We start from the raw sequence: 23857 nt of genomic DNA, 5'->3' as shown, positions 1-23857 counted from the left end.
GGCGGAGCTCAGCCCGGCTCAGCGCGGAACGCTCAGCGAGCCGCGTCGAAAGCCAGCAGGGCAGCCCCGGCCCGACCGGCGTCGCCGCCGAGGGCGCTCTGAACGACCGGTGGCCGTTCGCGCCATGCCAGCCCAGCCGACATCCGTTCTCCGAGCGGCTCGAACAGGGCATCGCCGGCGTGCGAGACACCGCCGCCGAGCACGATCAGTCCGGGATCGAGCAGCAGGGTCAGGATGTTGAGGCCCTGGGCGAGCACATCGAGCGCCTCCGACCAGATGCGGTCGGCGAGCGGGTCGACCCCGAGCCGCTCGACGATGCGGCGGGTGCTGAGGGCGTCTCCGCCTGCCGCCCGGTACCGCCGGGCCACGCCCGCGCCGGACATGTACACCTCGAGGCAGCCGCGCTGGCCACAGGTGCACGGTTCGCCGTTCGGGATGACGGGGATGTGGCCGAACTCGCCGGCGGCGCCGGTCGCACCGGTCACGGCGCCGCCGGACGAGACGAGAGCGGCCGCGACCCCGGTGCCGATCGGCACGAGGGCGAAGTCGCCGAAGCCGCGCGCGGCCCCGCTGTTGCGCTCCGCCAACCCAGCCGCACGCACGTCGTGACCGACCGCCACCGGCAGGTGCAGCTCGGAGCGGAGGATGTCGAGGAGGGGGACGTCACGCCAGCCGAGGTTCGATGCGTAGTGCACCAGACCGCGCTGCTCGTCGAGCATCCCCGGAGTGGCGACGCCCGCGCCGACGACGTCGTGACCGTCGTCGGCCGCCGTGCGGCGCAGCTGGCCGAGCAAGCCGACGAGCGCGGTGAGGATGCCGTCCGTCGGGGTCGCGAGAGTCGTCTCCGTCACGGTCGCGCCGTCCTCGCGGACGACGGCGCCCTTCATCGCGGTACCGCCGAGGTCGACGGCCAGGACGACCGGGAGGCCGCTCATGCGGACTGCTCGCTCGCCGTGTCGCGGACGGCGGCGACCACGGCGCGGACCAGCTCGGCCGAGGTGACGTCGCGTTCGCCCGAGTCGTAGGCCGTCGGGGCGCCCGCGCCAGGAGTCGCGACCGCGCGCGGCGCCCGCAGATGGACCTCCGCGACGCCGGTCCGCCGCACGACCTCGGCGACGTTGGCGGGACGGACTCCGCCGCCCGCGAGGATCGTCACCCGGTCACCGGCGAGCTCCACCAGTCGCGTGAGCTCATCCGCGCCCTCCAGCGCCGTCGCGGCACCGGCCGAGGTCAGCACGCGTGTCACGCCGAGATCGGCGAGCTGCTGCAGCGCCTCCGCCCGGTCGGCGACCTGGTCGAACGCCTTGTGGAAGGTCACCGGCGCGTCGCCGCACGCGGCCACCAGGCGGCGGGTCGCATCCACGTTCACCCGTCCGTCGGCGCGCAGGGCTCCGACGACGAAGCCCAGGACGACGCCCGAGGGATTGGGGAGCGCACGGATCGAGTGGATGTCGTCCACCATCGCCTGCAACTCATCGTCGTCGTACACGAAGTCGCCCGGCCGCTGGCGGATGAGCACCTGGATGCCGATCCGCGTCGTCGCGCGCAGCGCTCCTGCGACCGTGCCGATGGACGGCGTGATGCCGCCTTCGCCCAGCGCCGCGCACAGCTCGATCCGGTCGGCGCCGGCCTCCTCGGCCACCCGGACGCCGGCGAGGTCGTCGAGGCAGATCTCGACGACCGTCACGCGAGGCGCTCCAGCGCGGCCGTGAGGTCCGCGCCGAGCTCGATCGCACCGACCGGGACGCCGCCGCCGAGCACGGGGAGGTCGGTGAGAGCGCGCGCATCCGCGATCGGGGTCCCGAGCGCCTCGAGCACGCGGAGCGCGATGAGAGTCGTAGCCCGTGGGCTGCCGTCCACGATCTTCATGGCGACGGCCGTGCCGTCCGCTGCCGCGACTCCGATCACGCCCTCGGCGCCGCCCTTGGCGAGCGCTCCGGGGACCGTCTCCATGAGCGTCGTGTTCTGGTGGCCCGTGCCGCCGACGTAATAGGGGTGCTCGCGCATCGCGTCAGCGACGGCGCGCTCGGGCGTGCCCGGCTCCGCCTGCACCAGCCGGCCGAAGGCGCGCGCGATCCCGCGGACGCTCGTGCCGAAGAGCGGTGCGCCGCAGCCGTCGATCGCATCGTGCCCGACCGGCACGCCGGTCAACTCCGCCATGGTGGCGCGGATGTGCTGCTGCAGCGGATGCTCCGGGTCGAGGTAGCCGTCGGTCGGCCACCCGTTGGTCGCCGCGGCGAGGAGCATCGCGGCATGCTTGCCGGAGCAGTTCATCCGCACGCGCGAGCGTCCCTCGCCGTCGCGCAGCATCCGCTCGAACGTCGCCTCGTCCTCGGGCCGGTCGACGGGGCAGCCGAGCGCAGTGTCGTCGACGCCCGCGCGGGTCAGCAGCTCGCGCACCAGCCGGACGTGCTCGTCCTCGCCCGTGTGGCTGCCCGCAGCGATGGCGAGCTCCGGACCGGCCAGCGGCGCGCCAGCGGTCAGGCAGCCGAGGGCCTGCAGCGGCTTCACGGTGCTGCGCGGCAGCACCACGGCATCCGGGGCGCCGAGCTCGATCAGCGGCTCGCCCGCGGGGTCGAGCGCCACGAGGCTCCCGAAGTGCCGGCTCTCGATGAGGCCGGAACGCCGCACGACGGCCAGCTCGGCGAGTCCGGTGGTGGAGTCGGCGGTGCGGACGGAGACGGTGGGGGCGTCAGACATGGTCGGCTTTCGTGGAATCGGTGCCGTCGTCGACGTGCTCGACGGCGACGACGGCGGGGAGCGTCGGGAGGACCGGCTGCGGGGAGCTGCGCCGGCGCGAGCCGCGCTGCAGCCGCGACGCGAAGGCCGAGAGGCTGCCGTTGACGACGAGGTAGATCAGCGTCACCGCGACGTAGGTGGGGATGAGCAGGTGCAGGTACGAGGCGAGCACCTGCCCGCGGTACAGCAGTTCGGTGAACGCGACGATGTAGCCGAGCGAGGTGTCCTTGAGGAGGCTGACGAACTGGGTCACGAGCGACGGCGTGACGTTGCGCACCGCCTGGGGGAGCACCACGTACGTCATCGCCTGGACCGGACGCATCCCGAGGCTGAGGGCCGCCTCGCGCTGTCCGCGCGGCAGGCTGAGGATGCCGGCGCGGATGATCTCCGCGAACACCGCGGCGTTCGCGATGGTGAGCGGCACGACCAGCTTCCAGAGCGTCGGAAGGTTGATGCCGATCTGCGGGAGGCCGAACAGCATCAGGTAGATGACCAGAAGTACCGGGACGGTACGGGCGATCTCGATGTAGAGCCCGCAGACGAAGCGGACCCAGCGCACCTGGCTGACCCGGCCGAGCGCCAGCACGGTTCCGAGCGCAGCGCCGAGCACCGCGACGATCGCCGCCGCCTCCAGCGTCCCGAGCAGACCGACCAGCAGGTACTGCCAGATGGCCCACTCGGTGAACGGCGCCCAGCGCTCCGGTGCGAGCTGGCCGTGGGCGGCGAACTGCCAGAGCCCCAGGCCGACGATCGCAGCGAAGACGACGACGCTGACGATCGACCCGATGAGGATGTTGCGACGGCCGCGCGGGCCGGGAACGTCGTAGATGAAGGAGGCGCCGTACTGACGCTTCGGGCGCCGGGCGCGGGCGGGAACCGGCCGGTCCGGGATGAGCTGTGCGGTCATCGGGCGATCGCCACCTTCCGCTCGACCCAGCCGGCGGCGAGGCCGATGGCGAGGGCGATGGCCATGTAGATGAGTCCGGCGCTGGAGAAGATCAGGATGGGCTGCGCGGCGACGAGGTTGACCTTATTGACCTCGGCCGTGAGCTCGACGACGCCGACGGCCGCGGCGAGGGCCGTGTTCATCGCGAGCGCGATCATGACGTTGCCGATGGGCTGCACGACGGCGCGCAGCGCCTGCGGGACGACGACGTAGCGCAGCGACTGCCACAGGGTGAGGCCGAGCGCACGGGAGGCCTCGACCTGGCCGACGGGGACGGTGTTGACACCCGATCGCACCGCCTCCGCGACGTACGCCGCCTCGTAGACGGTGAGCACGATGATCGCGGTCGGAGTCAGCGGGAGAAGGATGCCCGCATCCGGCAGGGCGAACACCGCGAGCAGCAGCAGGGCCAGCAGCGGGACGTTGATGAAGAACTGGACGTACAGGAACGCAGCCGCGCGCAGCACCGGGATGGGGCTGACGCGGGCGATCGTGACCAGCACGCCGAGCACGATGGAGCCGACGCCGGCCACCACGGCCATCAGCAGCGTGGTGCCGAGTGCCTGGGCCAGCGGCCCGAGGTTGTCGATCAGGGGGTTCATCGTTCTCTCGTCGAGTGGTCGGGGGAGTGGCGGTCGGGGAGTGGGGGGCCGGATGCGCGCGGGCCTGTGTGGGTGCCTCTCGCGCGCATCCGGCCGGTCTGGTGCGGTCGGATCAGGAGCCGGGAACCGACCCGATCTCCGGCGGCGTCGGGGTGTCCGAGTCGGTCACGGTGCCGAGCGTGGTCTTCCACGCCTTGCCCCACTGGCCGTCCTTCTGGATGGTCTTCAGCCACTCGTTGACGAACTTCTTGAAGTCGTCGTCACCGTGCTTCAGGCCGATGCCGTACGGCTCCTTGGTGAAGGGCTGCCCGACGACCTTGATCTGCTTCTCGCTGGCGGCGTCGCTCGCGAGGAGCGTGTAGTCCTGCACGTAGGCGTCGCCGCGGCCCTGGATGAGCGCCTGGACGGCGGCCGGGTCGGTGCCGAACGCGGTGACCGTCGCCTTCGGGGCGATCTTCGGCACCTCGGTGACGGCCGGCGTGTTGGCGCCGACGATCACGTTCTTGCCGTCGAGGTCCTTGTAGCTCTTGATGTCCTTGTTGTCGCTCTTGACCGCGACCGCAAGACCGGACTCGAAGTAGGGGCCGGCGAAGTCGACCTGCTTGGCCCGCTCCTCGGTGATCGTGTACGTGTTGAAGACGACGTCTACGGTGTCGTTCTGCAGCATCGCCTCGCGGGTCTCGGAGGCCGGCGGAACGATCTCGACGTTCGGCTTGCCGATGATGTAGATCGCCAGCAGCTTGGCCAGCTCGGCGTCGAAGCCGTTGACCTTCTGCGGGTCGGTCGGGTCCTGCTGCGAGAGCAGCGGGGCGTCGAGCGCCTCGGCGACGATGAGCTTGCCGCGCTTCTTGATCTTCTCCATGGTCGAGCCGGAGAGGATGAGGTCGGCCTTCGCGACGGGGGCGCCGGCGAGGACGGAGTCCCCCGACGCGGTCGAGCTCGCGTCGCTGCCGGGCAGTGCCGTGTTGCCGGAGCAGGCGGTGACGGCGAGCGTCACGGCCGCGAGCAGGACGCCGGCGACGGCGCCTTTCCTGCGGATGCTGCGGGTCATGGGATGCATCCCTTTCTGATTGGACTTCGGTGTGATGTGGAACGGTGGTGCGCGGCCTCGTGCGGTGCGGGTGCTAGTGCGAGAGCACGGAGGCCAGGAACGACTTCGCCCGCTCGGTGGCGGGGGAGTCGAAGAACTGTGCTGGGGCGGCCTGCTCGACGATCTGCCCGCGGTCCATGAAGACGACGCGGTCGGCGGCGCGCCGGGCGAAGCCCATCTCGTGGGTGACGACGATCATCGTCATGCCCTCCTTCGCGAGGGAGGTCATCACGTCGAGCACCTCGCCGACCATCTCGGGGTCGAGGGCGCTGGTCGGCTCGTCGAAGAGCATGACCTTCGGCTGCATAGCGAGAGCACGGGCGATGGCCGCGCGCTGCTGCTGGCCGCCGGAGAGCTGGGCCGGGTGGCTGTCGGCCTTGTCGGCGATGCCGACCCGGTCGAGCAGCTCCATCGCCTGGGCGCGTGCGGCATCCTTGCCGAGCTTGCGCACCTTGAGGGGAGCGAGGGTGACGTTGTCGAGGATCGTCCGGTGGGCGAACAGGTTGAACGACTGGAACACCATCCCGACCTCGGCGCGGAGCTTGGCGAGCGGCGCGCCCTCTTCCGGGAGCAGCTTGCCGTCGACGCGGATCTCGCCGGAGTCGATGGTCTCCAGGCGGTTGATGGACCGGCACAGCGTCGACTTGCCGGACCCGGACGGCCCGATGACGACGACGACCTCGCGCTCGGCGACGTCGAGGTCGATGTTCTGCAGCACGTGGAGGTCGCCGAAGTGCTTGTCGACCGCGCGCAGGCTCACCATCGGCCGGGCGTCGGTTGCTGTCATCGGGGGTCCTCGCATCGTCGTCGGGAAGGTTTCGATGAGCGTACTAAGTATCGCCCGTTGATCGCAATATCGAAATTAGTTAATCCGAAATCGAACGAAGTCGGTACAGTATTCTCGACGCAAGACGGCGGGCAGCAGGCCCATCGCCGCAGAGGGGATGCCGCGATGACGAGCACGATGGAGGGGGCGCCCGTCCTGACCGGACCGGGCACTCCGGGCGGCATCCTGGAGCTCGTCCGCTCCGGCCGGTCCCGGTCGCGAGCGGATCTCGCCCGCAGCACCGGCCTTTCGCCCTCGACGGTCTCGCAGCGCGTCGACGCCCTCATCGCCGCCGGTTACCTCCGCGAGGCGGGTGCGGGCGTCTCCCACGGCGGTCGCCGCCCGCGCGCCCTCGAAGTGGATGCGTCCACCGGCGTCGTCTGCGCCGCAGACCTCGGCTCTCACCACGCCACCTTCGGGCTCATCGATCTCAGCGGGCGCGTGCTCGCATCCCGGACCGAGCCGATGGACATCTCCACCGGCCCTGCCGCCGTGCTCCGCTGGATCGCCGAGGTCAGCGCCGAGCTGTCGGAGGCGCACGCGCAGCCGGGCCAGACGCTCCGCGGGTTCGGCATCGGACTCCCCGGCCCCGTCGACTCCACCACCGGCCGCATGGTGTCGCCCTCGCGCATGCCCGGCTGGAACGGTGTGGATGTGGCGGCCGAGCTCTCCGCGATCACCGGCCTCCCCGCCGCGGCGGACAACGACGCCAACCTGATGGCGCTCGGCGAGTACGACACCCTGGGCGGCGATGTCGGCGAGCTCGTGTTCGTGAAGGCGGGATCGAGCATCGGCTGCGGCATCGTCGCCTTCGGCGGCGTCTACCACGGGCACCACGGCATGGCGGGCGACATCAGCCACGTCACCGTCCCCGGCGCCCCAGCGGTGCTCTGCTCGTGCGGCCGGATCGGCTGCCTGGATGCGGTGGCCGGCGGCGCCGCGATCGTCCAGGCGCTGCGATCCTCCGGCGTCGAGATCTCCGACACCCGCGAGGTGCTCGCACTCGCCAGGGACGCGCATCCACGCGCCACACAGGAGCTCCGGGAGGCGGGCCTCCGCACCGGCGGCGTCCTGGCGACCATCATGAACTTCTTCAACCCGCAGCGCCTGGTGCTCGGCGGCATCCTGGGGGAGGCCGAGGCGTTCGTCGCCGGGGTGCGCTCCGCCATCTACTCGGACTGCCTGCCGATGATCACCGACCAACTCGACATCGCGGTGAGCGTCGCCAAGGAGCAGGCGGGCATCCGCGGGGCAGGGCGGCTCATCCTCGACTCGGTGTTCGACCCCGCGCGCGTCGACCTCGTCGTCCGATGACCCAGGCCGTCGCCATCGTCGGCGCCGGCCGGATGGGCCGGGCGCACGCGGCGGCATGGGCGGCCAACGACGTCCCGGTGCTCTACGCGGTGTCGCCGCGCCGCCGCCCGGATCTCCCGGAGGCGCCCGACGCCCGCTGGGCCACCCGGCTGGAGGAGGCGCTCGACGACCCCGCCGTCACCATCGTCTCGGTCTGCACTCCCACGCCATCGCACGCCGATCTGGCCATCCAGGCGCTCGAGGCGGGCCGTCACGTGCTGCTGGAGAAGCCCATCGCGCTCACTGTGGAGGACGCCGAGCGCGTGGAGGCCGCGGCTGGCAGGGCGCGCGGGACGCTGATGGTCGCGCACGTCGTCCGGTTCTTCCCCGGATACGCGGCGCTGGCGGAGCGCGTCGCGGCGGGCGCCGTCGGCCGTCCCCGCGTGGTGCGCGCGTCGCGGATCTCGGCGGCCCCGGTCGGCTACGACTGGCTCGAGGACGAATCGCGGTCCGGCGGCATGCTCGTCGACTTCGCCATCCACGACATCGACCAGGCGTCCGCCTACCTGGGTCGCGCTGTCGCCGTGACCAGCATCCCGTCGGCGGGTACGGGCTTCGGCGTCCCCGTCACCACGACGATCGAGTACGAGGGCGGCGGTGTCGCGCAGGTGCTCAGCGTGTCCGACCTCCCGGAGGGCCAGCCGTTCCGCACGACGTTCGAGGTCCTCGGCGACACGGGGGTGGATGTGGCGGAGCAGGAGGCGGGCGACGCGTTCGCCGCGCAGGCGCGCTACTTCCTCGACTGCGTGACCGCGGGCGTGCCGACCACCCGAGCACCCGTCTCCTCGGCGGTCGAGGCACTGCGTGTGGCCGTCGCGGCGCGGGAGTCCGCGCGCGCCGGGCGACGCATCCTGCTGCCCCGGTAGGGTGGGCGCGTGAGCGACAAGTGGTGGCAGTCGGCGGTCGTCTATCAGGTCTATCCGCGCAGCTTCGCGGACAGCGACGGAGACGGGATCGGTGACCTGCGCGGGGTGATCGAGCACCTCGACTACCTGAACGAACTCGGCGTCGACGTGGTCTGGCTCTCGCCGATCTACGCGTCCCCGCACGACGACAACGGCTACGACATCAGCGACTACCGCGCGATCGACCCGCTGTTCGGCACGTTCGACGACTTCGACGAACTGCTCGAGGGGATGCACTCCCGCGGCATGAAGCTGGTCATGGACCTCGTCGTCAACCACACGTCCGACGAGCATCCGTGGTTCATCGAGTCTGCGTCCTCCACGGACAACCCCAAGCGCGACTGGTACTGGTGGCGTCCCGCTCGCGAGGGCAAGCAGCCGGGCGAACAGGGCGCGGAGCCGAACAACTGGGGCTCCTTCTTCTCCGGACCGGCCTGGCAGCTCGACCCGCAGACCGGCGAGTACTACCTGCATCTGTTCTCGCGCAAGCAGCCGGACCTCAACTGGGAGAACCCGGAGGTCCGCGACGCGGTCTACGAGATGATGAACTGGTGGCTCGACCGCGGGGTCGACGGCTTCCGGATGGACGTCATCAACTTCATCTCCAAGGTCACCTCGCTGCCCGACGGGGTCGTCCCGGAGGGCGCCCTCTACGGCGACGCGTACCCGTACTTCGCGCAGGGCCCGCGCATCCACGAGTTCCTGCACGAGATGCACGAGCGCGTGTTCGCCGGCCGCGAGGACCGGTACCTGACGGTCGGCGAGATGCCGGGCGTCGACATCGAGCAGGCCCGACGCTTCACCGACCCCCGCAACGGCGAGCTCGACATGGTGTTCCAGTTCGAGCACGTCGACCTCGACCACGGACCGGGCGGCAAGTGGGACCACCGCCCGCTCAGCGTGCTCGACCTCAAGCGCAACCTCTCCACATGGCAGGAAGGACTCGCCGACCTCGGCTGGAACAGCCTGTACTGGAACAACCACGACCAGCCGCGCGTCGTCAGCCGGTTCGGCGACGACGGCGAGCACCGCATCCCGTCGGCGAAGGCGCTCGGGACGGTCCTGCACCTGATGCGCGGCACTCCGTACGTCTACCAGGGCGAGGAGCTCGGGATGACGAACGTCCCGTTCTCCTCGATCGACGACTTCCGCGACATCGAGTCGCTGAATCACTACGCGGAAGCCGTCGACATCCTGGGCGCACCCGCGGAGGAGGTGCTGGCGGCGCTGCGGCGGACCAGCCGCGACAACGCCCGCACTCCGATGCAGTGGACGCCCGGTCCGCACGCCGGCTTCACCACCGGGACGCCGTGGATCACGGTCAACCCGAACGCGGCCGAGATCAACGCCGAAGCCGAGGTGGCCGATCCCGATTCGGTGTTCGCCCACTACCGCGCGCTCATCGACCTGCGCCACAGGTCGGAGGTCGTCGCGACCGGGGACTACGCGCTCGTGCTGCCGGAGCATCCCCAGGTCTTCGCATACACCCGCAGCCTCGGCGACCGGTCGCTGCTGGTGCTGGCGAACCTCAGCAGCGAGCCGACGACGTTCGATGCCGCGCAGCTTCCCGCCTGGGCGGTCGGTGGCGGCGATGCGCCTGCGGCCGAACTGGTGCTCTCCAACCTGGGATCCGCGACCGAGGTGACGAGCGGATCGCTCCGCCCCTGGGAGGCCGTGGTCTACTCCCGGGGCTGAGCCTCGCGACAGGTCTTCCTTGCGCGGGCGGCGCGCCGGGTGTGGGATGGGCGACACGACCCGGGAGGCGACGATGGGCAACTATGTGGCGCGTGCGGAGATCGACGTGGCCGCACCACGGCGTGCGGTGTGGGATGTGCTGACCACGAACGGCGCGCGTCCGGAGATCCTGTTCGGCGCGGAAGTGGTGTCCGACTGGCGCCTGGGGTCGGAGATCGTCTGGCGCGGCGAATGGCAGGGCAAGGCGTTCGAGGACCACGGTCGGGTGATCGAGCTGGAGGATCGCGAGGAGCCGTGGCGTATTGTGCTGACGCACTTCAGCCCGCTGAGCGGCCTGCCCGACGAACCGGAGAACTATCACACCCTCCGGTTCGAGCTGGATGAGATCCCCGGCGGAACGCGCGTGACCCTCGACCAGGACAACAACCCGACGCGGGAGGCCGCCGAGCACTCCCGGGCGAACTGGGCGCAGATGTTGGAGGGTGTGAAGACGGTGGCCGAGCGCGACGCGCGGTAGGCGTCCGCTCGCGGGTTGGGCGGCGCGGTCGCCCGATCAGGCGTCGAATGCCTCGCGGAGGAACGCGACGAGGAACACGTCGAACGCCTGCACGGTGCCGTTTCGGTCGCCGGTCATCAGGAAGCCGAAGTGGAGTCCGGCCGCCGAGTCGACGAGCCAGGTGGCGAGGATGCCCGCCCGCCGGGTCTCGATGCCCTGCTTCTTGAGCCACGCTTTGACCGTGTCACGCCACTGCATGAAGGATGTGGTCACGCGCTTGCCGATGTCGGGGTCGATCGGCTCCAGGGCTCCCGCCTCGAACTGCAGCCGCAGCCCGGTGCGGTTGTTCTCGCGCAGGGAGTGGCGGAACGCCTCCTTGTACCAGTCGTGGAACTGGTCGCGGTCGAACGCCGTGACGTCGACGCCGGCGAGCGACTCGGTCTGCTGACGGACGCCCTCCTCGAGGATGGCGTCGATCATCTCCTGCCGGGAGCCGAAGTGGTAGACGAACGAGTAGGTGCTCACCCCGAGGGCGCTGGCCAGACTGCGAAAGGTCATGCGGGAGAGCGGCTCCGTCGCCACGTGCTCCATGATGCGGCCGAGCAGTTCCGGTTTGCGGTTCGGATCTGGTGTGCGTCCCACGCGATAACACTAGTCCGGATATCGGGCGGCCTGGCTAGACAGCAGTGGACTCTGCTGCCGACCTTCGGCGTGCGAAGGCCGGGCCGACTCGCGGCTCGATCAGGGCTTACCGGGCTTGCCCGGACCGCCCTGGCCGCCACCGTTCCCGGGGTTGCCGCCGGCTCCCGGTGCGGGTGCCGTCGGCGCCCCCGGAGCGGTCGGCGGCTTGGGTGCGACCGGAGCCGTCGTGAACTTGCCGCTCGGCGATGGGAACGCCCCGCCTCCGTACGCCGCGTTCAGCGCCGTCTGGATCCGCTTGACGATCGAGAACTTGACGTTGCCGCCCCCGATGCCCTGGAAGCTCTGGCTGCGGAGCGCGACGCCGCCCTGGACGTTGCCGACCCAGGTGGCCTGAGCGACCTTGGTGGTGGAGGTGACGAGCCAGTTCTCGACGGAGTTGTCGGTCGTGCCGGTCTTGCCGAAGATCGGGATGCCGTCGCCGGGGTTGGCCGACGACGCTGTGCCGCCTCCGCGCAGCACGCCCTGCAGCGCGTAGATCGCGGCAGCGGCGACCTGCGGGTCGATCGGCGTCGGCGAGCACGCCGTCTTGGGCACCGCATGCTCGGCACCGTCGGCGTCGACGATCTTGTCGATCGCGATCGGGCTGCAGGCGACGCCGTTGTTGGCGAGGCCCGCGTAGGCGGTGGCCATGGTGATCGGCGCGATGTAGTTCGTACCGAGCACGGCCGACGGGTTGGCCATGAACGGGTTCGCCGCCTCGTCCGCGCCGTGGACCAGCAGATCCTGGGCGCGCTGCTTGATGCCGCACAGGTCGAGTTGGGTCGCCATCTTCGCGAACACGGTGTTGATCGACTGCGCGGTCGCATTCATCACGGTCGTCGCCGTGACGCTCTCGCCCTCGTCGTTGGAGACGTTCCAGGGGGCCCCGCCGATGTCGTTGCAGGGGTCGCTCGCGTGGAACTGCGTCTGCGGGAAGACGTGCTGGGTTCCGCTCACCGTCTGATAGAGCGAGTGCCCCTCCTGCAGCCATTCGAGCAGGTCGAACACCTTGTACGCCGAACCGGTCTGGAAGCCCTCGGAGCCGCCGTAGTCGTAGTCGGTGTTGTAGTTGACGGCCGTCGTCGCCGGGGCCGGATTCGCCGTGTTGTCGTACGGCCGGTTCTGCACCATGGTCACGACGCGCCCGGTCCCGACCTCCACGGAGACGTTCGACGATCCGAGATCGAGGCGCGGGTCGGCCGGCGGGATGTACGCGCTGATCGCAGCCTGAGCCTGGCTCTGCAGGTCGAGGTTGAGCGTGGTGTAGATCTTGAGACCGCCGCGGGTGAGGAAGTTGGAGCGGTCGTCCTCGGTCTTCCCGAAGATGGGGTTCTGCTCGATGGTGCGCTCGACGTAGTCGCAGAAGAAGGCCGCGTTGTACTGCTGCGCCGTCATGCAGCCGTTCTGCGTCGGGGTGATCTTCGGCTCGACCTTGGTGGCCCGAGCCGCGTCGTGCTCCTCTTTGGTGATCTTCCCGTTGGCGAACATCCGATCGAGCACGTAGTTGCGACGGTCGAGGGTCTCCTTGTACCCGTTGGCCGCGCCGTTCTCCTTTTCGTCCGGCCGGTCGATGCGCAGGTTGTCGGGGTTGTTCAGGATGGCGATCAGCGTCGCCGCCTGCTGGATGTTCACATCCTTCGCCGCGACGCCGAAGTAGTACTCGGCAGCGGACTGGACGCCGTACACACGACCGCCGAAGAGCGCGATGTTCAGGTAGCTCTGAAGGATGTCGTTCTTCGAGTACTCCTTCTCGAGCCCGATCGCGTAGCGCATCTCCTTCAGCTTGCGCGACGGGTCCACCTTCGTCGCGTCGTCGTAGCAGGCCTCGTAGACCGTCAGCTGCTTCTTCTGGACCGCTTCGGTCGCGGTCGGGTCCGGCTGCTTGTTCTCGCAGCGCTGGACGAGGATGTTCTTCACGTACTGCTGGGTGATCGACGAGCCACCCTGCACCGACTTGTGCAGCGCCGTCAGAACGGCCCCGCGCACGGTGCCCGTGACATCCACGCCGCCGTGCTCATAGAACCGCGGATCCTCCGTGGCGATCGCGGCGTCCTTGAGGTTCTGCGAGATGCCGTCCCAGCCGACCTCGACGCGGTTCTGCGAGTAGAAGCTGGCGATCGGGACCTGCTGGCCGTTGCTGAGGGCGTACATCGTCGAGGCCTGCGCGAGCGGCTCGACCTTGATGTATTCGGGCAGCCCGTCGAAGACGCTGATGGTCGAATCGGCCGCGCTGCCCGTGAGCGCGACGGCCGGTGTCACCGCCGCCGCAGCCAGCACACCGGCGAGTCCGCTCAGTGCCACGAAGCCGGCCAGGGCAGGCGCCCATCCCCATCTCATGCGTCTTCTCCCTCGTGGAACAACCATCCGTCCGTGGCGGCAATGATACGCGTCGCATCCGACGGGTCCGGGACCCGCACGCTCAGGTTGGTGGAGAGAACGAAGACCGCTGGGCCTGTGGAAACCTTCGTCAGGAGGCGTCGCGCAGCTTGTCGCACAGCACGGCGAGGGTCTCGAGTTCCTCGGGAGTCAACCGACCGCCGACGCGATCTGTGATGGTCTTCATGTGATCGACGGCGACCCGGCGGAACATGTCGTATCCCGTGTCGGTCAGGCGGATCACCGTGCCGCGCGCATCAGACGGCTCCGGGCATTTCGCCACCAGCCCACGCGCCACCAGCCGGTCGACCAGGCGGCTGACGCTCGGCTGGGTGAGCAGCACGTGCTTGTTCAGGTCGCGCAGCCGCAGTTCGCGGTTCGGCTGCCGCGACAGGTTGAACAGGACGTCGTACTCGTTGAACGAGATGTCGCGGGTGGGGAACTCGGCCGCCAACGTCCGCATCACGGCGACCTGGGCCCGGAACAGCGACTCCCACGCGGAGACGGCGCTGATGCGGGCGCGTTTCGTCGACTCCGCCGCCGTCGCGCTCTCGGCCATGACCCGTCCTCCCTACGCGAGCTCAATGCATTCGCATCTTCTCATCATGCGCGCGAGGCCGACATCCGTGCCACCACGGGGGACCGGCGAGGGCGGAAGGAGAGGACGGGGAGACAAAAGATTGAGGGCCGGCCGCAGAGGCTAGCGGCCGGCCCTCTCCCTTGCACCAAGAGTGTCCTGCAATCACATTCCGCGATGGCTGCCACAGCAAACAACCATTGCTCTTGAACTATATAACGAAGAGGTAACGGCATCTAGTTATCAAGTCGTTATTTTTTCTGCGAGTTCGCTATGCGTACGTGAGAACTGTCGTCGGAACGACGTCGCCGATCCCGCACGCCGCGGTTTTCCCTCGAACTCGACCGACCGGGCTCAGGCCGCCAGCGGCATCCGCCCATGCAGGACGGCTGCGTGCAAGGACAGGCGTCCGGGACCGGTCAGGGCGAGCGCGACGGCCGCACAGGCCAGCAGCAGCGGGAACTCGAATCCGCCGTCACTGGCGAAGAAGCCGGCGGAGATGTGGGCCGTGAATACGGCGCCCAGCATCGCGGCCGCGGCGAAGAGCCCGGCGATGCGTGTGCCGACTCCCGCCACGATGAGCGCACCTCCGAGCAGTTCGATGGTCGCGACCGCCGGCGCCACGACCTCCGCGGCGGGGACACCCATCCCCGCGAAGGATTCCGTCACCCCGGGCAGGGTGTAGACGAACAGCTTCTGGATGCCGTGGGCGATGAGTATGCCTCCGACGGCGATGCGGAGCAGGAGCAGACCGAGGTCGCGAGTCGACGGTCGAGACGTTGCGCGTGGGCTCATGGAGTCCTCCAGGTCGTGGTGACGTCCGGTGCGGGATGCACCGTGCGGTCTACCCTCGCAACGCTTTCTGGAGCGCCGGTGGACATGCTCCGGGAATCGCCGGACAGCGGCGTGTCAGGTGAACCGAATCGATCGCGATCTCGCGTCGTGGCCGTCAGTCGGTGTCCGGGAACGTGTCGCCGATCTCCACGGCATCGAACACATCGCGATCGACGACGATCTCTCTATACCCGGTGGATGTTTGGATGCCGAGCACGTACGACTCCGGGGAGACGCTGATTTCGCCGGCCCCGGCGCCCCGAGAAGGCAGCCGCAGCTCACCGTGTTCATCGACATGCCGCTTCTCGCGGACCGTTCCGACGACGCCCTTGGGTGAAATGACGCGGCGTCTCGAGCGCTCCATGAGCCAGATGGATGACCCGCCGACTGCCGCCACGGCGAGCACGAGGACAAGCGGAATGAGGGCGACCACGAAAATCGATCATGGCACGCACTGCGGCGCGATGAACCAGGCGGACGCGACGTGGACATCAGCCACACGCGCCGCACCCGCTCAGGAGGGCGACGCGCCCGGGTAAGCCGGGTTCTCTGGGCCGTGATGGCGGCCGGTCGCCGGGTCGATCCAGTTGCCCGAGCCGGTGAGCCGGTGCCAGCGTTTATGGAACGCGAGGTCGGTGCCCTCACCTTCGACGACGGCCGCACCGCACAGGTCACAGATGCGGAGGATGACGATGTCGCCGTCCGCGGTCGTGACCGAGATCATCCCCTCCGGGAATGCAACGCTCATGGTGCTCCTCCTCCTGCCGCCATCGCGCCCCGCGTCCATGTTCCGAAACTTCTGTCAGGGTACGTGATCGATCCCGAGCTCCCGTGGGCGCCGATCAGTGCAGCGGCCTCGAACGGGCGAAGCGTCCGTCGTTTCTAGGGGCGTGTTTCCAGCTCCGACCCCCTATGTAAATTCGCTGTTTCGTCTCTTCCGTTACGCGTTCCGGTCTGACAATCTCCACTTGACCGGACAACTGGTCAACCGTGACAATGTGACGACAACACCGTCGTTGCACCGAGAGGGATCCAGCATGAAAGTTGCGCTCGAGCAGGGTCGTGGAGGCCCGCCCATGTACCTCCAGCTGGCCAACGCACTGCAGGCGTTCATCGCCGAGGAGCAGCTCCAGCCCGGCGATCTCCTGCCCAGCGAGAACGCCCTCGCCAGCGAGAACCATCTGAGCCGCGCAACCGTGATCAAGGCGTTCGACCTCCTGATCGAGCGCGGTCTCATCTCACGTCGTCAGGGTCGTGGCACCTTCGTCAACGCGCGGCCGATGGAACGCCAGCTGCCCGACTTCACCAGCTTCTCCGAGCACGTCCACGGGCTGGGACTGACGCCCGGCAGCGAGCTCCTCTCGTTCGACCGCTTCGAGCCGCATGCGTCCGGGCGGCCGGACTCGTCGTTCACCGAGGACCAGGCCGTGGTGTCCGTCGAGCGACTCCGCCTCGTCGATGGTGTCCCCGTCGGCATCCATCGTGCGCTGGTGCCGGCCGATGTCGTCGATGTCCTGGGGATGGACGAGCAGACGGCCGCGGCGCCCGGCTTCTCGTTCTATCAGTCGCTGCAGACACACGGGATCTTCCTGGCCTCCGGCGAGGAGACGTTGCGCGCGATCAACGCGAACGCCTCCGACGCCGCCGTCCTGAACGTCGACGAGGGGACGGCGCTCATCGAAATCGTCCGAGACTCACGTGACACCACCGGCCGGCTGGTCGAAGTCGTGCGAGCCCGCTATCTCGGATCGCAGTACCTGTACCACATCACTTTCGCCCCCTCTAACCCCGGAGTGACCCATGAAGAAGAAGACCGCACTCACAGCTTTCCTCGTTCCGGCGGCGGCCTCGCTGCTGCTGCTCAGCGGATGCGCCGCTGACGCCGGATCGTCCTCGTCGTCGGGCCCCGCCAAGTCCGCTGCGCTCGTCATCGCGCAGGGAGGTCTCGGCGATCAGTCGTACAACGACCTGGCCTACTCGGGCTTCAAGTCCGCAGTGAAGGCGAACGGGATGACCGGCTCCCCGATCGAGTCCTCCGACGTCGTCGGCCAGGGCGAGCAGATCCTCCGCCGCGCAGGCGGGCAGAACCTGGGCCTGGTCGTCGACCTCGAGTACTCCCACAACGAGATCCTCTCGAAGGTCGCGGCGGACTACGCCAAGACCGACTGGGTGTTGGTGAATGCCACCGCGAAGGGCAAGAACGTCGCCTCCGTCCTCTTCCAGGAGCAGGAGGGGTCGTACCTGGCAGGCGCCCTCGCCGCGATGCAGACCACGAACACGTCGGACCCGAAGATCAACCCCGAGAAGGTCATCGGCGTCATCGGCGGCACGCAGTCGGTCGGCATCGACAAGTTCCTGGTCGGATACATCCAGGGAGCCCACGACGTCGACCCGAACGTCAAGGTGCTCACCGCGTACGCCAACAGCTTCGCCGACCCGACCAAGGGCCAGCAGCTCGCCAAGTCGATGTTCGACCAGGGCGCCGACATCGTCTACGCGGTGGCCGGCGGCACCGGCTCCGGCGTCATCCAGGCGGCGAAGGACGCCGACCACTACGCGATCGGAGTGGACGGCGACCAGGACGGCATCGCACCGGGCAGCGTCCTGACGAGCATGGTGAAGAAGACGGACGTCGCCGTCGCCGACATCGTCAAGCAGTACGCCGACGGCTCGTTCCCCGGCGGCAAGACGGTCTATTACGGCCTGGCGCAGGACGGGGTCGGCCTCACCGACTTCAAGTACACCAAGGACGCAATCGGGCAGGCCACGATCGACAAGGTCGACGCGCTCAAGAAGAAGATCATCGACGGCTCCCTCAAGGTCTGGAACGTGGTCGACCAGGGCTACCCGAGCTTCTACAGCGGCAAGTAGGAAGCACCAGCGGATGCCCATCCTTCCCCCCACCACCCCCGCCGCCGATCCGGTGACCTGCCGGATCGGCGCGCGGGGCGTGAGCCGAGCCTTCGGTTCCGTCCGAGCGAACGTCGACGTGAGCGTCACCGTCCGGCGAGGGTCCGTGCACGCCATCGTCGGAGAGAACGGTGCAGGCAAGTCCACGCTCATGCGCATGCTCTACGGTCTCGACGCCCCCGACGCCGGAGCCATCGTCGTCGACGACGCCGATGTGACCTTCAGCGGCCCGCGGGACGCGATCGCCCGCGGTATCGGCCTCGTCCAGCAGGAGCTCGCGATCATCCCGGAGCTGACCCTGCTCGAGAACCTCGTCCTCGGCGCAGAGCCCCGCGCCGGACTCGTCTGGGATCGGAAGCGGGCGCTCGCGGACGCACGCGAGCTCGCTGCGGTCGTCGGGGTGGAGATCGAATGGGACCTGTCAGCCGCGCACGCGTCGATCGCCGTCCAGCAGCAGGTGGAGATCCTGCGACTGCTGTATCGGGGCGCGGACGTGCTCATCCTCGACGAGCCGACGGCCGTTCTCGCCCCTGCGCAGGCGACGGAACTCCTCCGCCTGCTGCTGTCGCTGCGCGCGGCGGGTCGGACGGTGATCTTCATCAGCCACAAGCTGGATGAGGTGGTCGAGATCGCGGACGACATCACCGTCCTGCGCTCGGGCCGCACCGTCGCTTCGTTCTCCCGCGGTGAGGTCGACCGGGCGGGCCTGACCGAGCTGATCGTCGGCGATCAGGCAGTGGAGGTGCGCGATGAGGCCGGCCGGCCCGCGATCGGCGAGGCCGTGCTGGTGGTCGACGGGTTGAGCGCCGCCGACGATCGTGGGATCCAGCGGCTCTCCGGTGTCGGGTTCAGCCTTCACCGCTGCGAGATCGTCGGTGTCGCCGCGGTGGCGGGCAACGGGCAGGAGGAGCTCGCGGAGGCGATTCTCGGCATCCGGGACTCCTCGTCCGGATCGATCCTGCTCGACGGCGTCGATCTCACCCGGGAGACGGTTCGCGGGCGCCGCCGGCTCGGCATCCGCTATGTCAGCGCCGACCGCAAGCGAGAGGGCCTCGGCATCGACCTGAGCCTCGTCGACAACGCGATCGCGTCGTCCGGGCTCTCCCGGCTGGGTCGCGCCGGTTGGTTGCGCCGTTCCACCGTCGACGCCAGGGTCCGGGCCGTCCTCGACCGCGCCGCCGTGCGCTTCGGCACGGCGAAGGACCCCGCATCGAGTCTGTCCGGCGGCAACCAGCAGCGCGTCGTGATCGGTCGGGAGACGATCGACGAACCCCGCGTCCTGATCGCCAGCCAGCCGACCCGCGGCGTCGACGTCCGCGGGATCGGCTACATCCACGAACTGCTCCGGCAGGCGCGCGACGATGGCGCCGCGGTCCTCCTGTTCAGCGAGGAGCTCGACGAGCTGCATGTCCTGGCCGACCGCATCGTCGTGCTCTGCCAGGGCAGAGTCGCCGGGACGCTCCCCGGCGATGCGCCCCGCGCCGAGATCGGGCGCCTCATGCTCGGTGAGATCGCAACAACCCCAACAACAGAGGAGGAGGGGAGATGACCGAACTGCGCACCGCCTCCGTCGACGCCGTGCCGGGCCCCCGCGCTGGCGTCACCCGGGCGCGCATCCTCGCCGGCGTCCGCGGAGCGGGCCTGCCGGTGGCGATCGCACTGATTGTCGGGGGAGTCGTTCTGGCCGTGACCGGCAACAACCCCTTCGTCGTCTATGGGATGCTCGTCCGCGAGGCCTTCGGAGACGTCAACCGGATCGACGCGACACTCGCCGCCGCGACGCCGCTGCTGTTCACAGCGGTGGCCGCCGCCTTCGCCTATCGGGCGGGGGTGTTCACCGTCGGTGTGGAGGGCAGCTTCGTGCTCGGCGGGTTGACCGCCGCCGTCGTCGGCTCGTCGGTCGGCGGCCTGCCCCCAGTGCTCGCCGTCGCCGTCACCCTCCTGTCGGCTACAGTCGCCGGCGGTGCGGCGGCCGCAATCCCCGCGCTGCTCCGCGCGCGCTGGTCGGTCGACGAGGTCGTCACCACACTGATGTTCAACTTCATCGTCATCGGGGTGGCCAATTGGAGCGTCCAGGCCTTCTTCCAGCAGCGTGGTCAGGCCAACTCGGCTACGGCCTACGTCGCACCGGCCGCCGAGCTACCGCCACTGAACCCGCCGAACCAGGCCAACGTCGGACTCATCATCGCCATCGTCGTCGTCGCCGGGTACGCCGTGTGGATGCGTCGCTCGGTCCTCGGCTTCGAGTTCCGTGCCGTCGGGAGCGCACCGCGCTTCTCCCTCGCGCAGGGGCTCCGGGTCCGTCTGGTCGTCTTCGTCGCGATCCTCGGCGCTGGGCTGATCGGCGGTCTCGGCGGCGGTGCTCACGCGCTCGGCATCGTCCACCGGTACACCAGCGGCTTCTCGGCGAGCTTCGGCTTCACCGGCATCGCCATCGCCCTGCTTGCACGGTTCAATCCCATCGGCATCGTGGTCGGAGCGATCCTCTTCGGCGCCCTCAACTCCGCGGGGGCGACCGTCCAACTCTTCGTCAACATCCCGATCCAGCTGATCGACATCCTCCAGGGCACCGTGATGGTCTTCGCGGTGGCGTCCTTCGCGATCCCCCGCTTCATGAAACGCGCCCGTCGCGGCGCGGGAAGGGACGACGCGTGATCGACGACATCATCGCCTCCGCCCTCGTCCTCTCCGTGCCGATCGCGCTCGCCGCCCTGGGAGGCGCCATCCACCGTCGGGCCGGGATCGTCAACATCGGACTGGAAGCGCACATGCTGGTCGGCGCGTTCATCGGAGCGCTCGTGAGCGGCGCCAGTCAGAACTGGCTCCTCGGGGTGCTCGGGGGAGCGGCAGCCGGTGCGCTGTCCGGGTGGCTGATGAGCGCGATCATCACACGGCTGAAGGCCAACGAGATCATCGTGGGTCTCGGCTTCAACATCGTCGTGCTCGGTCTGGTCGGCTACGTGCTCCGGTCGGTCTTCTCGGTCTCCGGGACACTCCACGTCCCCGGCCTGCAGCGGCTTCCGGCGATCACGATCCCGGGCATCGACGACGTCCCCGTCCTCGGAGCCGTGCTCTCCGGCAAGGACCCGCTCTTCTGGCTGACGATCGCCCTGGTCCCGCTGATCGCCTGGGTCCTCGCCAGGACACCGGGCGGCCTCCGGTTGCGGGCGAGCGGCGCGTCGGCCGGGATCAGCACGTCACTCGGTCTCCGCACCCTTCGCATCCGCGACATCGCCGGGATCATCGCCGGGGCCCTTGCCGGTCTGGGAGGTGTCGCCCTCAGCCTGGGAGCCGTCGGGCTGTTCAACGAGAACATGACGGCGGGCCGTGGCTTCGTCGCGCTGGCCGCCTTCTACTTCGGCCGGTCCCGACCGTTGCCGACGGCCCTCGCGTGCGTGCTCTTCGGCTTCTTCGACGCTCTCCAGATCCGTCTGCAGACCGTCGGCGGCCTCTCGCCCGACCTCATCTCGACGCTGCCGTATGTGGCCGTCGTCCTCGTCCTCACGCTGACCGCGATCCGCGAGCAGCGCCGCAACGCCCGCCGGCTCGTCTGACCCTCTCCAGGAGGCACCCACCGTGACCACAGCACCAACGACCGCACAGACCGCCCTCGTGCTCGTCGACGTGATCGCATCGTTCTACCGACCGTTGGAGGCGAACTACTACCCGGACGCTCCGCTCACGCTCGACCCCATCCACCTGCTCCTCGACCAGGCCAGGGCGAGCGACGCGTTCGTCGTGCACGCCGTCGAGCGCCACCGCGCCGGGGTCGAGGACTTCGAGTTCGCCAAGCTCCCGCGCCACCATCAGGAGGGGAGCGCCGACGCGGAGTACGTGCCGGGCTTCGAGCCCGTGTTCGGGCCGCGAGAGGTCGAGGTGACCAAGCGGAGGTTCTCGGCGTTTTATGCGACCGACCTCGACCTCCTCCTCCGAGAGCAGGACATCCGCCGGGTCATGATCGTGGGCGTCAAGACGAACGTGTGCATCCGGGCCACGGCTCAGGACGCCTTCGCCGGCGGCTTCGAGGTCCTCGTCCCCCGCGAGACGACGAACTCCAACCGGCCCCACCTGGCGGCTGCCAGCCTCGAGGACATCGAGCGGTACATGGGGAGCGTGCCGACGCTCGACCAGGCGCTGGACGCGCTCCGATGACGGCGGGTTCTGTGCATCGGCTGGCCGTCGTCGGATACGCGAGCCTGGACTCAACGGTCCGGTCGCCGCGGTTCCAGGGACTCGACGCCACCAGCATCGTCGGCCCGAAGCTCGCCGACGGGAATGCCGGCGGCATCGTCCACATCACCAGCGCGATCCACCTCGCCGGGGCCGAGGCCGACGCGGTCAGCTGGGTCGGCGCCGACGAGAACGGCGACCGCTGGCGCGCGGCGCTCCGCTCGCACGGTGCTTCGGACGCGGGCGTCGCCGTCTCCGGCTCCCGGACGCCAACATCGACCCTCATCCACTTCGAGGCGGGCGGGACGATCTGCCTCTTTGACCCGGGAGACTGCCACGGGAGCGAGCTCACCCCCGCGCAGGCCGCGATCCTGGTTGCCGCGGACTGGTGCCTCCTGACCGTCGCCCCTCGGCACATCGTCGAGCAGGTGCTCGACCTCCTCCCGGACACGACCCGGCTGGCGTGGGCGGTCAAGTCGGACGCGTCGGCGTTTCCTCCCGAGCTCGTCGAGCGCCTTCTCCGTCGCTCCGCGCTCGTGAGCTTCAGCTCCGGCGAGGCACCCTTCCTGAGCGACGGTGGAGCCCGACCCGAGGCCCGAGTCCGCCCCGGGACGCTTCTGGTGGAGACCCGGGGAGCGCGCGGCGTCGACTACGCGGTCGTCGGCGACCCGGCCCTGGCCGGTTCGGTCGAGGTCGTCCCCGTCGCCGCCGCGGACGCCACCGGTGCAGGCGACACCTTCATCGGAACGCTCACCGCGCTCCTGGCAGCCGAACGGCCCGCCGGCGCGCTCACGCCCCAACAGCTCCACCAGCACCTGGTGGCCTCCACCGAAGCGTCCGCAGCGATGCTCGAACGCCGCCACCGCACCCCCCTCTCGATCACCAAGGAGACACCGTGACGTCCACCCCTCCCACCGCCTGGTACCTCCGATGCGGACGTGACGACGTCGGCGACCGCGCCGTCCTCGTGGGCGATCGCGGACGTGTGGCGATCGCGGCCACCATCCTCGAGGACGCCGTCGTGCTCAACGAGGACCGTGGGCTCACGACGGCCACGGGCACCTACCGCGGAGAGCGGATCACGGTCAGCGCCTTCGGGATGGGCGCGCCGATCGCGGCCATCGTGCTCCACGAGCTCAGTACCCTCGGCGTGACCCAGTTCATCCGGCTCGGCACCGCGCTCACGCTCGGCCCCACACGCCTCGGCGACTTCGTCGTCGCGCACGGCGCTGTCCGGAACGAGGGGACGTCCGCCGGATACCTCCCCGTCGAGTATCCCGCGGTGCCCGACTTCGACCTCACCCGCCGCGCGGAACGCGCGGCCACGGCGAGCGGCACCCCCACGCGCTCCGGCCTGTACGCGACGTTCGACGGCTTCTACACGGACATGTTCGATCTCGACCCGGCGTCGACCAGGGCCGCGGAGACGCTCGCGTTCCACGCGGCGAACGGCGTGATCGCGGCCGACATGGAGACCAGCGCCCTCTTCGTCGCGGCGCGGGCGCTCGGCGTGGCGGCCGCCTCCCTCTGCCTCGCCAGCGTCGACGGGAGCACCCGCGAGAAGCTCCCGCACGACGAGCGGATCGAGGCCGAGGCGCGACTGCTCCGCGCCGGATTCGACGCGCTCGTCGCCGAACCCGACACCTTCTGACCCATC

25 protein-coding genes are annotated in these 23857 nt (G+C 69.6%); 12 read left to right on the top strand and 13 right to left on the bottom strand.

Going from position 1 to position 23857, the window contains the following annotated elements; translation table 11 throughout:
- Positions 1 to 32 precede the first annotated feature (32 nt).
- The 7 genes from H284_RS0108640 to H284_RS0108610 form a co-directional block, all read right to left on the bottom strand.
- A complete protein-coding gene (locus tag H284_RS0108640; RefSeq protein ID WP_020075932.1) occupies positions 33 to 935 on the bottom strand; it encodes an ROK family protein in 903 nt (300 codons plus the stop codon).
- A complete protein-coding gene (locus tag H284_RS0108635) occupies positions 932 to 1687 on the bottom strand; it encodes a copper homeostasis protein CutC (protein WP_020075931.1) in 756 nt (251 codons plus the stop codon). Before H284_RS0108635 ends, H284_RS0108640 begins: the two co-directional genes overlap by 4 nt.
- Complete coding sequence (locus H284_RS0108630) at positions 1684 to 2700, bottom strand: asparaginase (protein WP_020075930.1); 1017 nt, start codon at positions 2698 to 2700, stop codon at positions 1684 to 1686. Before H284_RS0108630 ends, H284_RS0108635 begins: the two co-directional genes overlap by 4 nt.
- Positions 2693 to 3646: an amino acid ABC transporter permease gene (locus H284_RS0108625; protein ID WP_020075929.1), complete on the bottom strand. Its 954-nt coding sequence runs from the start codon at positions 3644 to 3646 to the stop codon at positions 2693 to 2695. Before H284_RS0108625 ends, H284_RS0108630 begins: the two co-directional genes overlap by 8 nt.
- Positions 3643 to 4287: an amino acid ABC transporter permease gene (locus tag H284_RS0108620; protein WP_018189376.1), complete on the bottom strand. Its 645-nt coding sequence runs from the start codon at positions 4285 to 4287 to the stop codon at positions 3643 to 3645. The genes H284_RS0108625 and H284_RS0108620 overlap by 4 nt, the downstream gene beginning before the upstream one ends.
- Positions 4288 to 4399: 112 nt before the next feature.
- A complete protein-coding gene (locus H284_RS0108615; RefSeq protein WP_020075928.1) occupies positions 4400 to 5338 on the bottom strand; it encodes a glutamate ABC transporter substrate-binding protein in 939 nt (312 codons plus the stop codon).
- A 73-nt stretch (positions 5339 to 5411) separates the two neighbouring features.
- On the bottom strand, positions 5412 to 6164 hold the full coding sequence (locus H284_RS0108610; protein WP_020075927.1) for an amino acid ABC transporter ATP-binding protein: 753 nt from the start codon (positions 6162 to 6164) through the stop codon (positions 5412 to 5414).
- Between the two features lie 165 nt (positions 6165 to 6329).
- Here H284_RS0108610 and H284_RS0108605 point away from each other — a divergent pair, with 165 nt between their 5' ends.
- From H284_RS0108605 to H284_RS0108590, 4 genes are read left to right on the top strand one after another with little or no spacing between them, the layout of a single operon-like run.
- Positions 6330 to 7517 (top strand): ROK family transcriptional regulator, encoded by a 1188-nt coding sequence (locus H284_RS0108605; protein WP_020075926.1) that lies wholly within the window; start codon positions 6330 to 6332, stop codon positions 7515 to 7517.
- Positions 7514 to 8422 (top strand): Gfo/Idh/MocA family protein, encoded by a 909-nt coding sequence (locus tag H284_RS0108600; protein ID WP_020075925.1) that lies wholly within the window; start codon positions 7514 to 7516, stop codon positions 8420 to 8422. The genes H284_RS0108605 and H284_RS0108600 overlap by 4 nt, the downstream gene beginning before the upstream one ends.
- A 9-nt stretch (positions 8423 to 8431) precedes the next feature.
- Positions 8432 to 10156, top strand: a complete 1725-nt coding sequence (locus H284_RS0108595; protein ID WP_020075924.1) for a glycoside hydrolase family 13 protein — start codon at positions 8432 to 8434, stop codon at positions 10154 to 10156.
- A 46-nt stretch (positions 10157 to 10202) separates the two neighbouring features.
- The gene (locus H284_RS0108590; protein ID WP_029042872.1) at positions 10203 to 10673 is read left to right on the top strand and encodes an SRPBCC family protein; all 471 of its coding nucleotides are present in this window, start codon (positions 10203 to 10205) and stop codon (positions 10671 to 10673) included.
- A 36-nt stretch (positions 10674 to 10709) separates the two neighbouring features.
- Here the strand turns inward: H284_RS0108590 and H284_RS0108585 are convergent, their stop codons facing one another.
- From H284_RS0108585 to H284_RS0108560, 6 genes are all read right to left on the bottom strand, one after another.
- The gene (locus H284_RS0108585) at positions 10710 to 11294 is read right to left on the bottom strand and encodes a TetR/AcrR family transcriptional regulator (RefSeq protein ID WP_020075922.1); all 585 of its coding nucleotides are present in this window, start codon (positions 11292 to 11294) and stop codon (positions 10710 to 10712) included.
- Positions 11295 to 11393: 99 nt separating this feature from the next.
- The gene (locus tag H284_RS0108580; RefSeq protein WP_020075921.1) at positions 11394 to 13670 is read right to left on the bottom strand and encodes a transglycosylase domain-containing protein; all 2277 of its coding nucleotides are present in this window, start codon (positions 13668 to 13670) and stop codon (positions 11394 to 11396) included.
- A 130-nt stretch (positions 13671 to 13800) separates the two neighbouring features.
- Positions 13801 to 14268 carry a MarR family winged helix-turn-helix transcriptional regulator gene (locus tag H284_RS0108575; RefSeq protein WP_020075920.1) on the bottom strand — a complete coding sequence of 156 codons (468 nt, stop codon included), beginning with the start codon at positions 14266 to 14268 and terminating at the stop codon, positions 13801 to 13803.
- 372 nt (positions 14269 to 14640) lie between these two features.
- Positions 14641 to 15081 carry a DoxX family protein gene (locus H284_RS0108570; RefSeq protein ID WP_018189386.1) on the bottom strand — a complete coding sequence of 147 codons (441 nt, stop codon included), beginning with the start codon at positions 15079 to 15081 and terminating at the stop codon, positions 14641 to 14643.
- A gap of 154 nt (positions 15082 to 15235) precedes the next feature.
- On the bottom strand, positions 15236 to 15526 hold the full coding sequence (locus tag H284_RS0108565) for a hypothetical protein (protein ID WP_155885451.1): 291 nt from the start codon (positions 15524 to 15526) through the stop codon (positions 15236 to 15238).
- A 108-nt stretch (positions 15527 to 15634) separates the two neighbouring features.
- Positions 15635 to 15868: a histidine ammonia-lyase gene (locus H284_RS0108560; RefSeq protein WP_231371125.1), complete on the bottom strand. Its 234-nt coding sequence runs from the start codon at positions 15866 to 15868 to the stop codon at positions 15635 to 15637.
- 289 nt (positions 15869 to 16157) lie between these two features.
- On the opposite strand from H284_RS0108560, the gene H284_RS0108555 reads away from it, so the two are divergent.
- The 8 genes from H284_RS0108555 to H284_RS0108520 are packed head-to-tail and all read left to right on the top strand — an operon-like array spanning position 16158 to position 23851.
- On the top strand, positions 16158 to 17000 hold the full coding sequence (locus H284_RS0108555) for a GntR family transcriptional regulator (RefSeq protein WP_231371124.1): 843 nt from the start codon (positions 16158 to 16160) through the stop codon (positions 16998 to 17000).
- Complete coding sequence (locus H284_RS0108550) at positions 16921 to 17991, top strand: BMP family lipoprotein (RefSeq protein WP_018189389.1); 1071 nt, start codon at positions 16921 to 16923, stop codon at positions 17989 to 17991. The genes H284_RS0108555 and H284_RS0108550 overlap by 80 nt, the downstream gene beginning before the upstream one ends.
- 13 nt (positions 17992 to 18004) lie before the next feature.
- Positions 18005 to 19579 (top strand): ABC transporter ATP-binding protein, encoded by a 1575-nt coding sequence (locus H284_RS0108545; RefSeq protein ID WP_020075916.1) that lies wholly within the window; start codon positions 18005 to 18007, stop codon positions 19577 to 19579.
- Entirely contained in the window at positions 19576 to 20685 is a 1110-nt protein-coding gene (locus H284_RS0108540) for an ABC transporter permease (RefSeq protein WP_020075915.1), read from the top strand. Before H284_RS0108545 ends, H284_RS0108540 begins: the two co-directional genes overlap by 4 nt.
- Positions 20682 to 21584, top strand: coding sequence for an ABC transporter permease (locus H284_RS0108535; protein ID WP_018189392.1), 903 nt, complete (start codon positions 20682 to 20684; stop codon positions 21582 to 21584). The genes H284_RS0108540 and H284_RS0108535 overlap by 4 nt, the downstream gene beginning before the upstream one ends.
- A 22-nt stretch (positions 21585 to 21606) precedes the next feature.
- Positions 21607 to 22182 (top strand): cysteine hydrolase family protein, encoded by a 576-nt coding sequence (locus H284_RS0108530; protein WP_018189393.1) that lies wholly within the window; start codon positions 21607 to 21609, stop codon positions 22180 to 22182.
- Positions 22179 to 23099, top strand: coding sequence for a PfkB family carbohydrate kinase (locus H284_RS0108525; RefSeq protein ID WP_018189394.1), 921 nt, complete (start codon positions 22179 to 22181; stop codon positions 23097 to 23099). Before H284_RS0108530 ends, H284_RS0108525 begins: the two co-directional genes overlap by 4 nt.
- The gene (locus H284_RS0108520) at positions 23096 to 23851 is read left to right on the top strand and encodes a nucleoside phosphorylase (protein WP_018189395.1); all 756 of its coding nucleotides are present in this window, start codon (positions 23096 to 23098) and stop codon (positions 23849 to 23851) included. The genes H284_RS0108525 and H284_RS0108520 overlap by 4 nt, the downstream gene beginning before the upstream one ends.
- Positions 23852 to 23857: the final 6 nt, after the last annotated feature.

Origin of the sequence: Cryocola sp. 340MFSha3.1 (assembly GCF_000383315.1) — a bacterium.
Taxonomy (GTDB): domain Bacteria; phylum Actinomycetota; class Actinomycetes; order Actinomycetales; family Microbacteriaceae; genus Leifsonia.
Note: the sequence above shows the minus strand (reverse complement) of the source record. Positions and strands in the feature narration are given on the sequence as shown.

Excerpts from the sequence above, each read along its gene's own strand:
- H284_RS0108555 (WP_231371124.1), top strand. The coding sequence starts at position 16,158 with ATGAAAGTTGCGCTCGAGCAGGGTCGTGGAGGCCCGCCCATGTACCTC.
- H284_RS0108630 (WP_020075930.1), bottom strand. The coding sequence starts at position 2,700 with ATGTCTGACGCCCCCACCGTCTCCGTCCGCACCGCCGACTCCACCACC.
- H284_RS0108620 (WP_018189376.1), bottom strand. The coding sequence starts at position 4,287 with ATGAACCCCCTGATCGACAACCTCGGGCCGCTGGCCCAGGCACTCGGC.
- H284_RS0108560 (WP_231371125.1), bottom strand. The coding sequence starts at position 15,868 with ATGAGCGTTGCATTCCCGGAGGGGATGATCTCGGTCACGACCGCGGAC.
- H284_RS0108580 (WP_020075921.1), bottom strand. The coding sequence starts at position 13,670 with ATGAGATGGGGATGGGCGCCTGCCCTGGCCGGCTTCGTGGCACTGAGC.
- H284_RS0108615 (WP_020075928.1), bottom strand. The coding sequence starts at position 5,338 with ATGACCCGCAGCATCCGCAGGAAAGGCGCCGTCGCCGGCGTCCTGCTC.
- H284_RS0108610 (WP_020075927.1), bottom strand. The coding sequence starts at position 6,164 with ATGACAGCAACCGACGCCCGGCCGATGGTGAGCCTGCGCGCGGTCGAC.
- H284_RS0108605 (WP_020075926.1), top strand. The coding sequence starts at position 6,330 with ATGACGAGCACGATGGAGGGGGCGCCCGTCCTGACCGGACCGGGCACT.
- H284_RS0108545 (WP_020075916.1), top strand. The coding sequence starts at position 18,005 with ATGCCCATCCTTCCCCCCACCACCCCCGCCGCCGATCCGGTGACCTGC.
- H284_RS0108550 (WP_018189389.1), top strand. The coding sequence starts at position 16,921 with ATGAAGAAGAAGACCGCACTCACAGCTTTCCTCGTTCCGGCGGCGGCC.
- H284_RS0108540 (WP_020075915.1), top strand. The coding sequence starts at position 19,576 with ATGACCGAACTGCGCACCGCCTCCGTCGACGCCGTGCCGGGCCCCCGC.
- H284_RS0108570 (WP_018189386.1), bottom strand. The coding sequence starts at position 15,081 with ATGAGCCCACGCGCAACGTCTCGACCGTCGACTCGCGACCTCGGTCTG.
- H284_RS0108640 (WP_020075932.1), bottom strand. The coding sequence starts at position 935 with ATGAGCGGCCTCCCGGTCGTCCTGGCCGTCGACCTCGGCGGTACCGCG.
- H284_RS0108625 (WP_020075929.1), bottom strand. The coding sequence starts at position 3,646 with ATGACCGCACAGCTCATCCCGGACCGGCCGGTTCCCGCCCGCGCCCGG.
- H284_RS0108575 (WP_020075920.1), bottom strand. The coding sequence starts at position 14,268 with ATGGCCGAGAGCGCGACGGCGGCGGAGTCGACGAAACGCGCCCGCATC.
- H284_RS0108525 (WP_018189394.1), top strand. The coding sequence starts at position 22,179 with ATGACGGCGGGTTCTGTGCATCGGCTGGCCGTCGTCGGATACGCGAGC.
- H284_RS0108590 (WP_029042872.1), top strand. The coding sequence starts at position 10,203 with ATGGGCGACACGACCCGGGAGGCGACGATGGGCAACTATGTGGCGCGT.
- H284_RS0108600 (WP_020075925.1), top strand. The coding sequence starts at position 7,514 with ATGACCCAGGCCGTCGCCATCGTCGGCGCCGGCCGGATGGGCCGGGCG.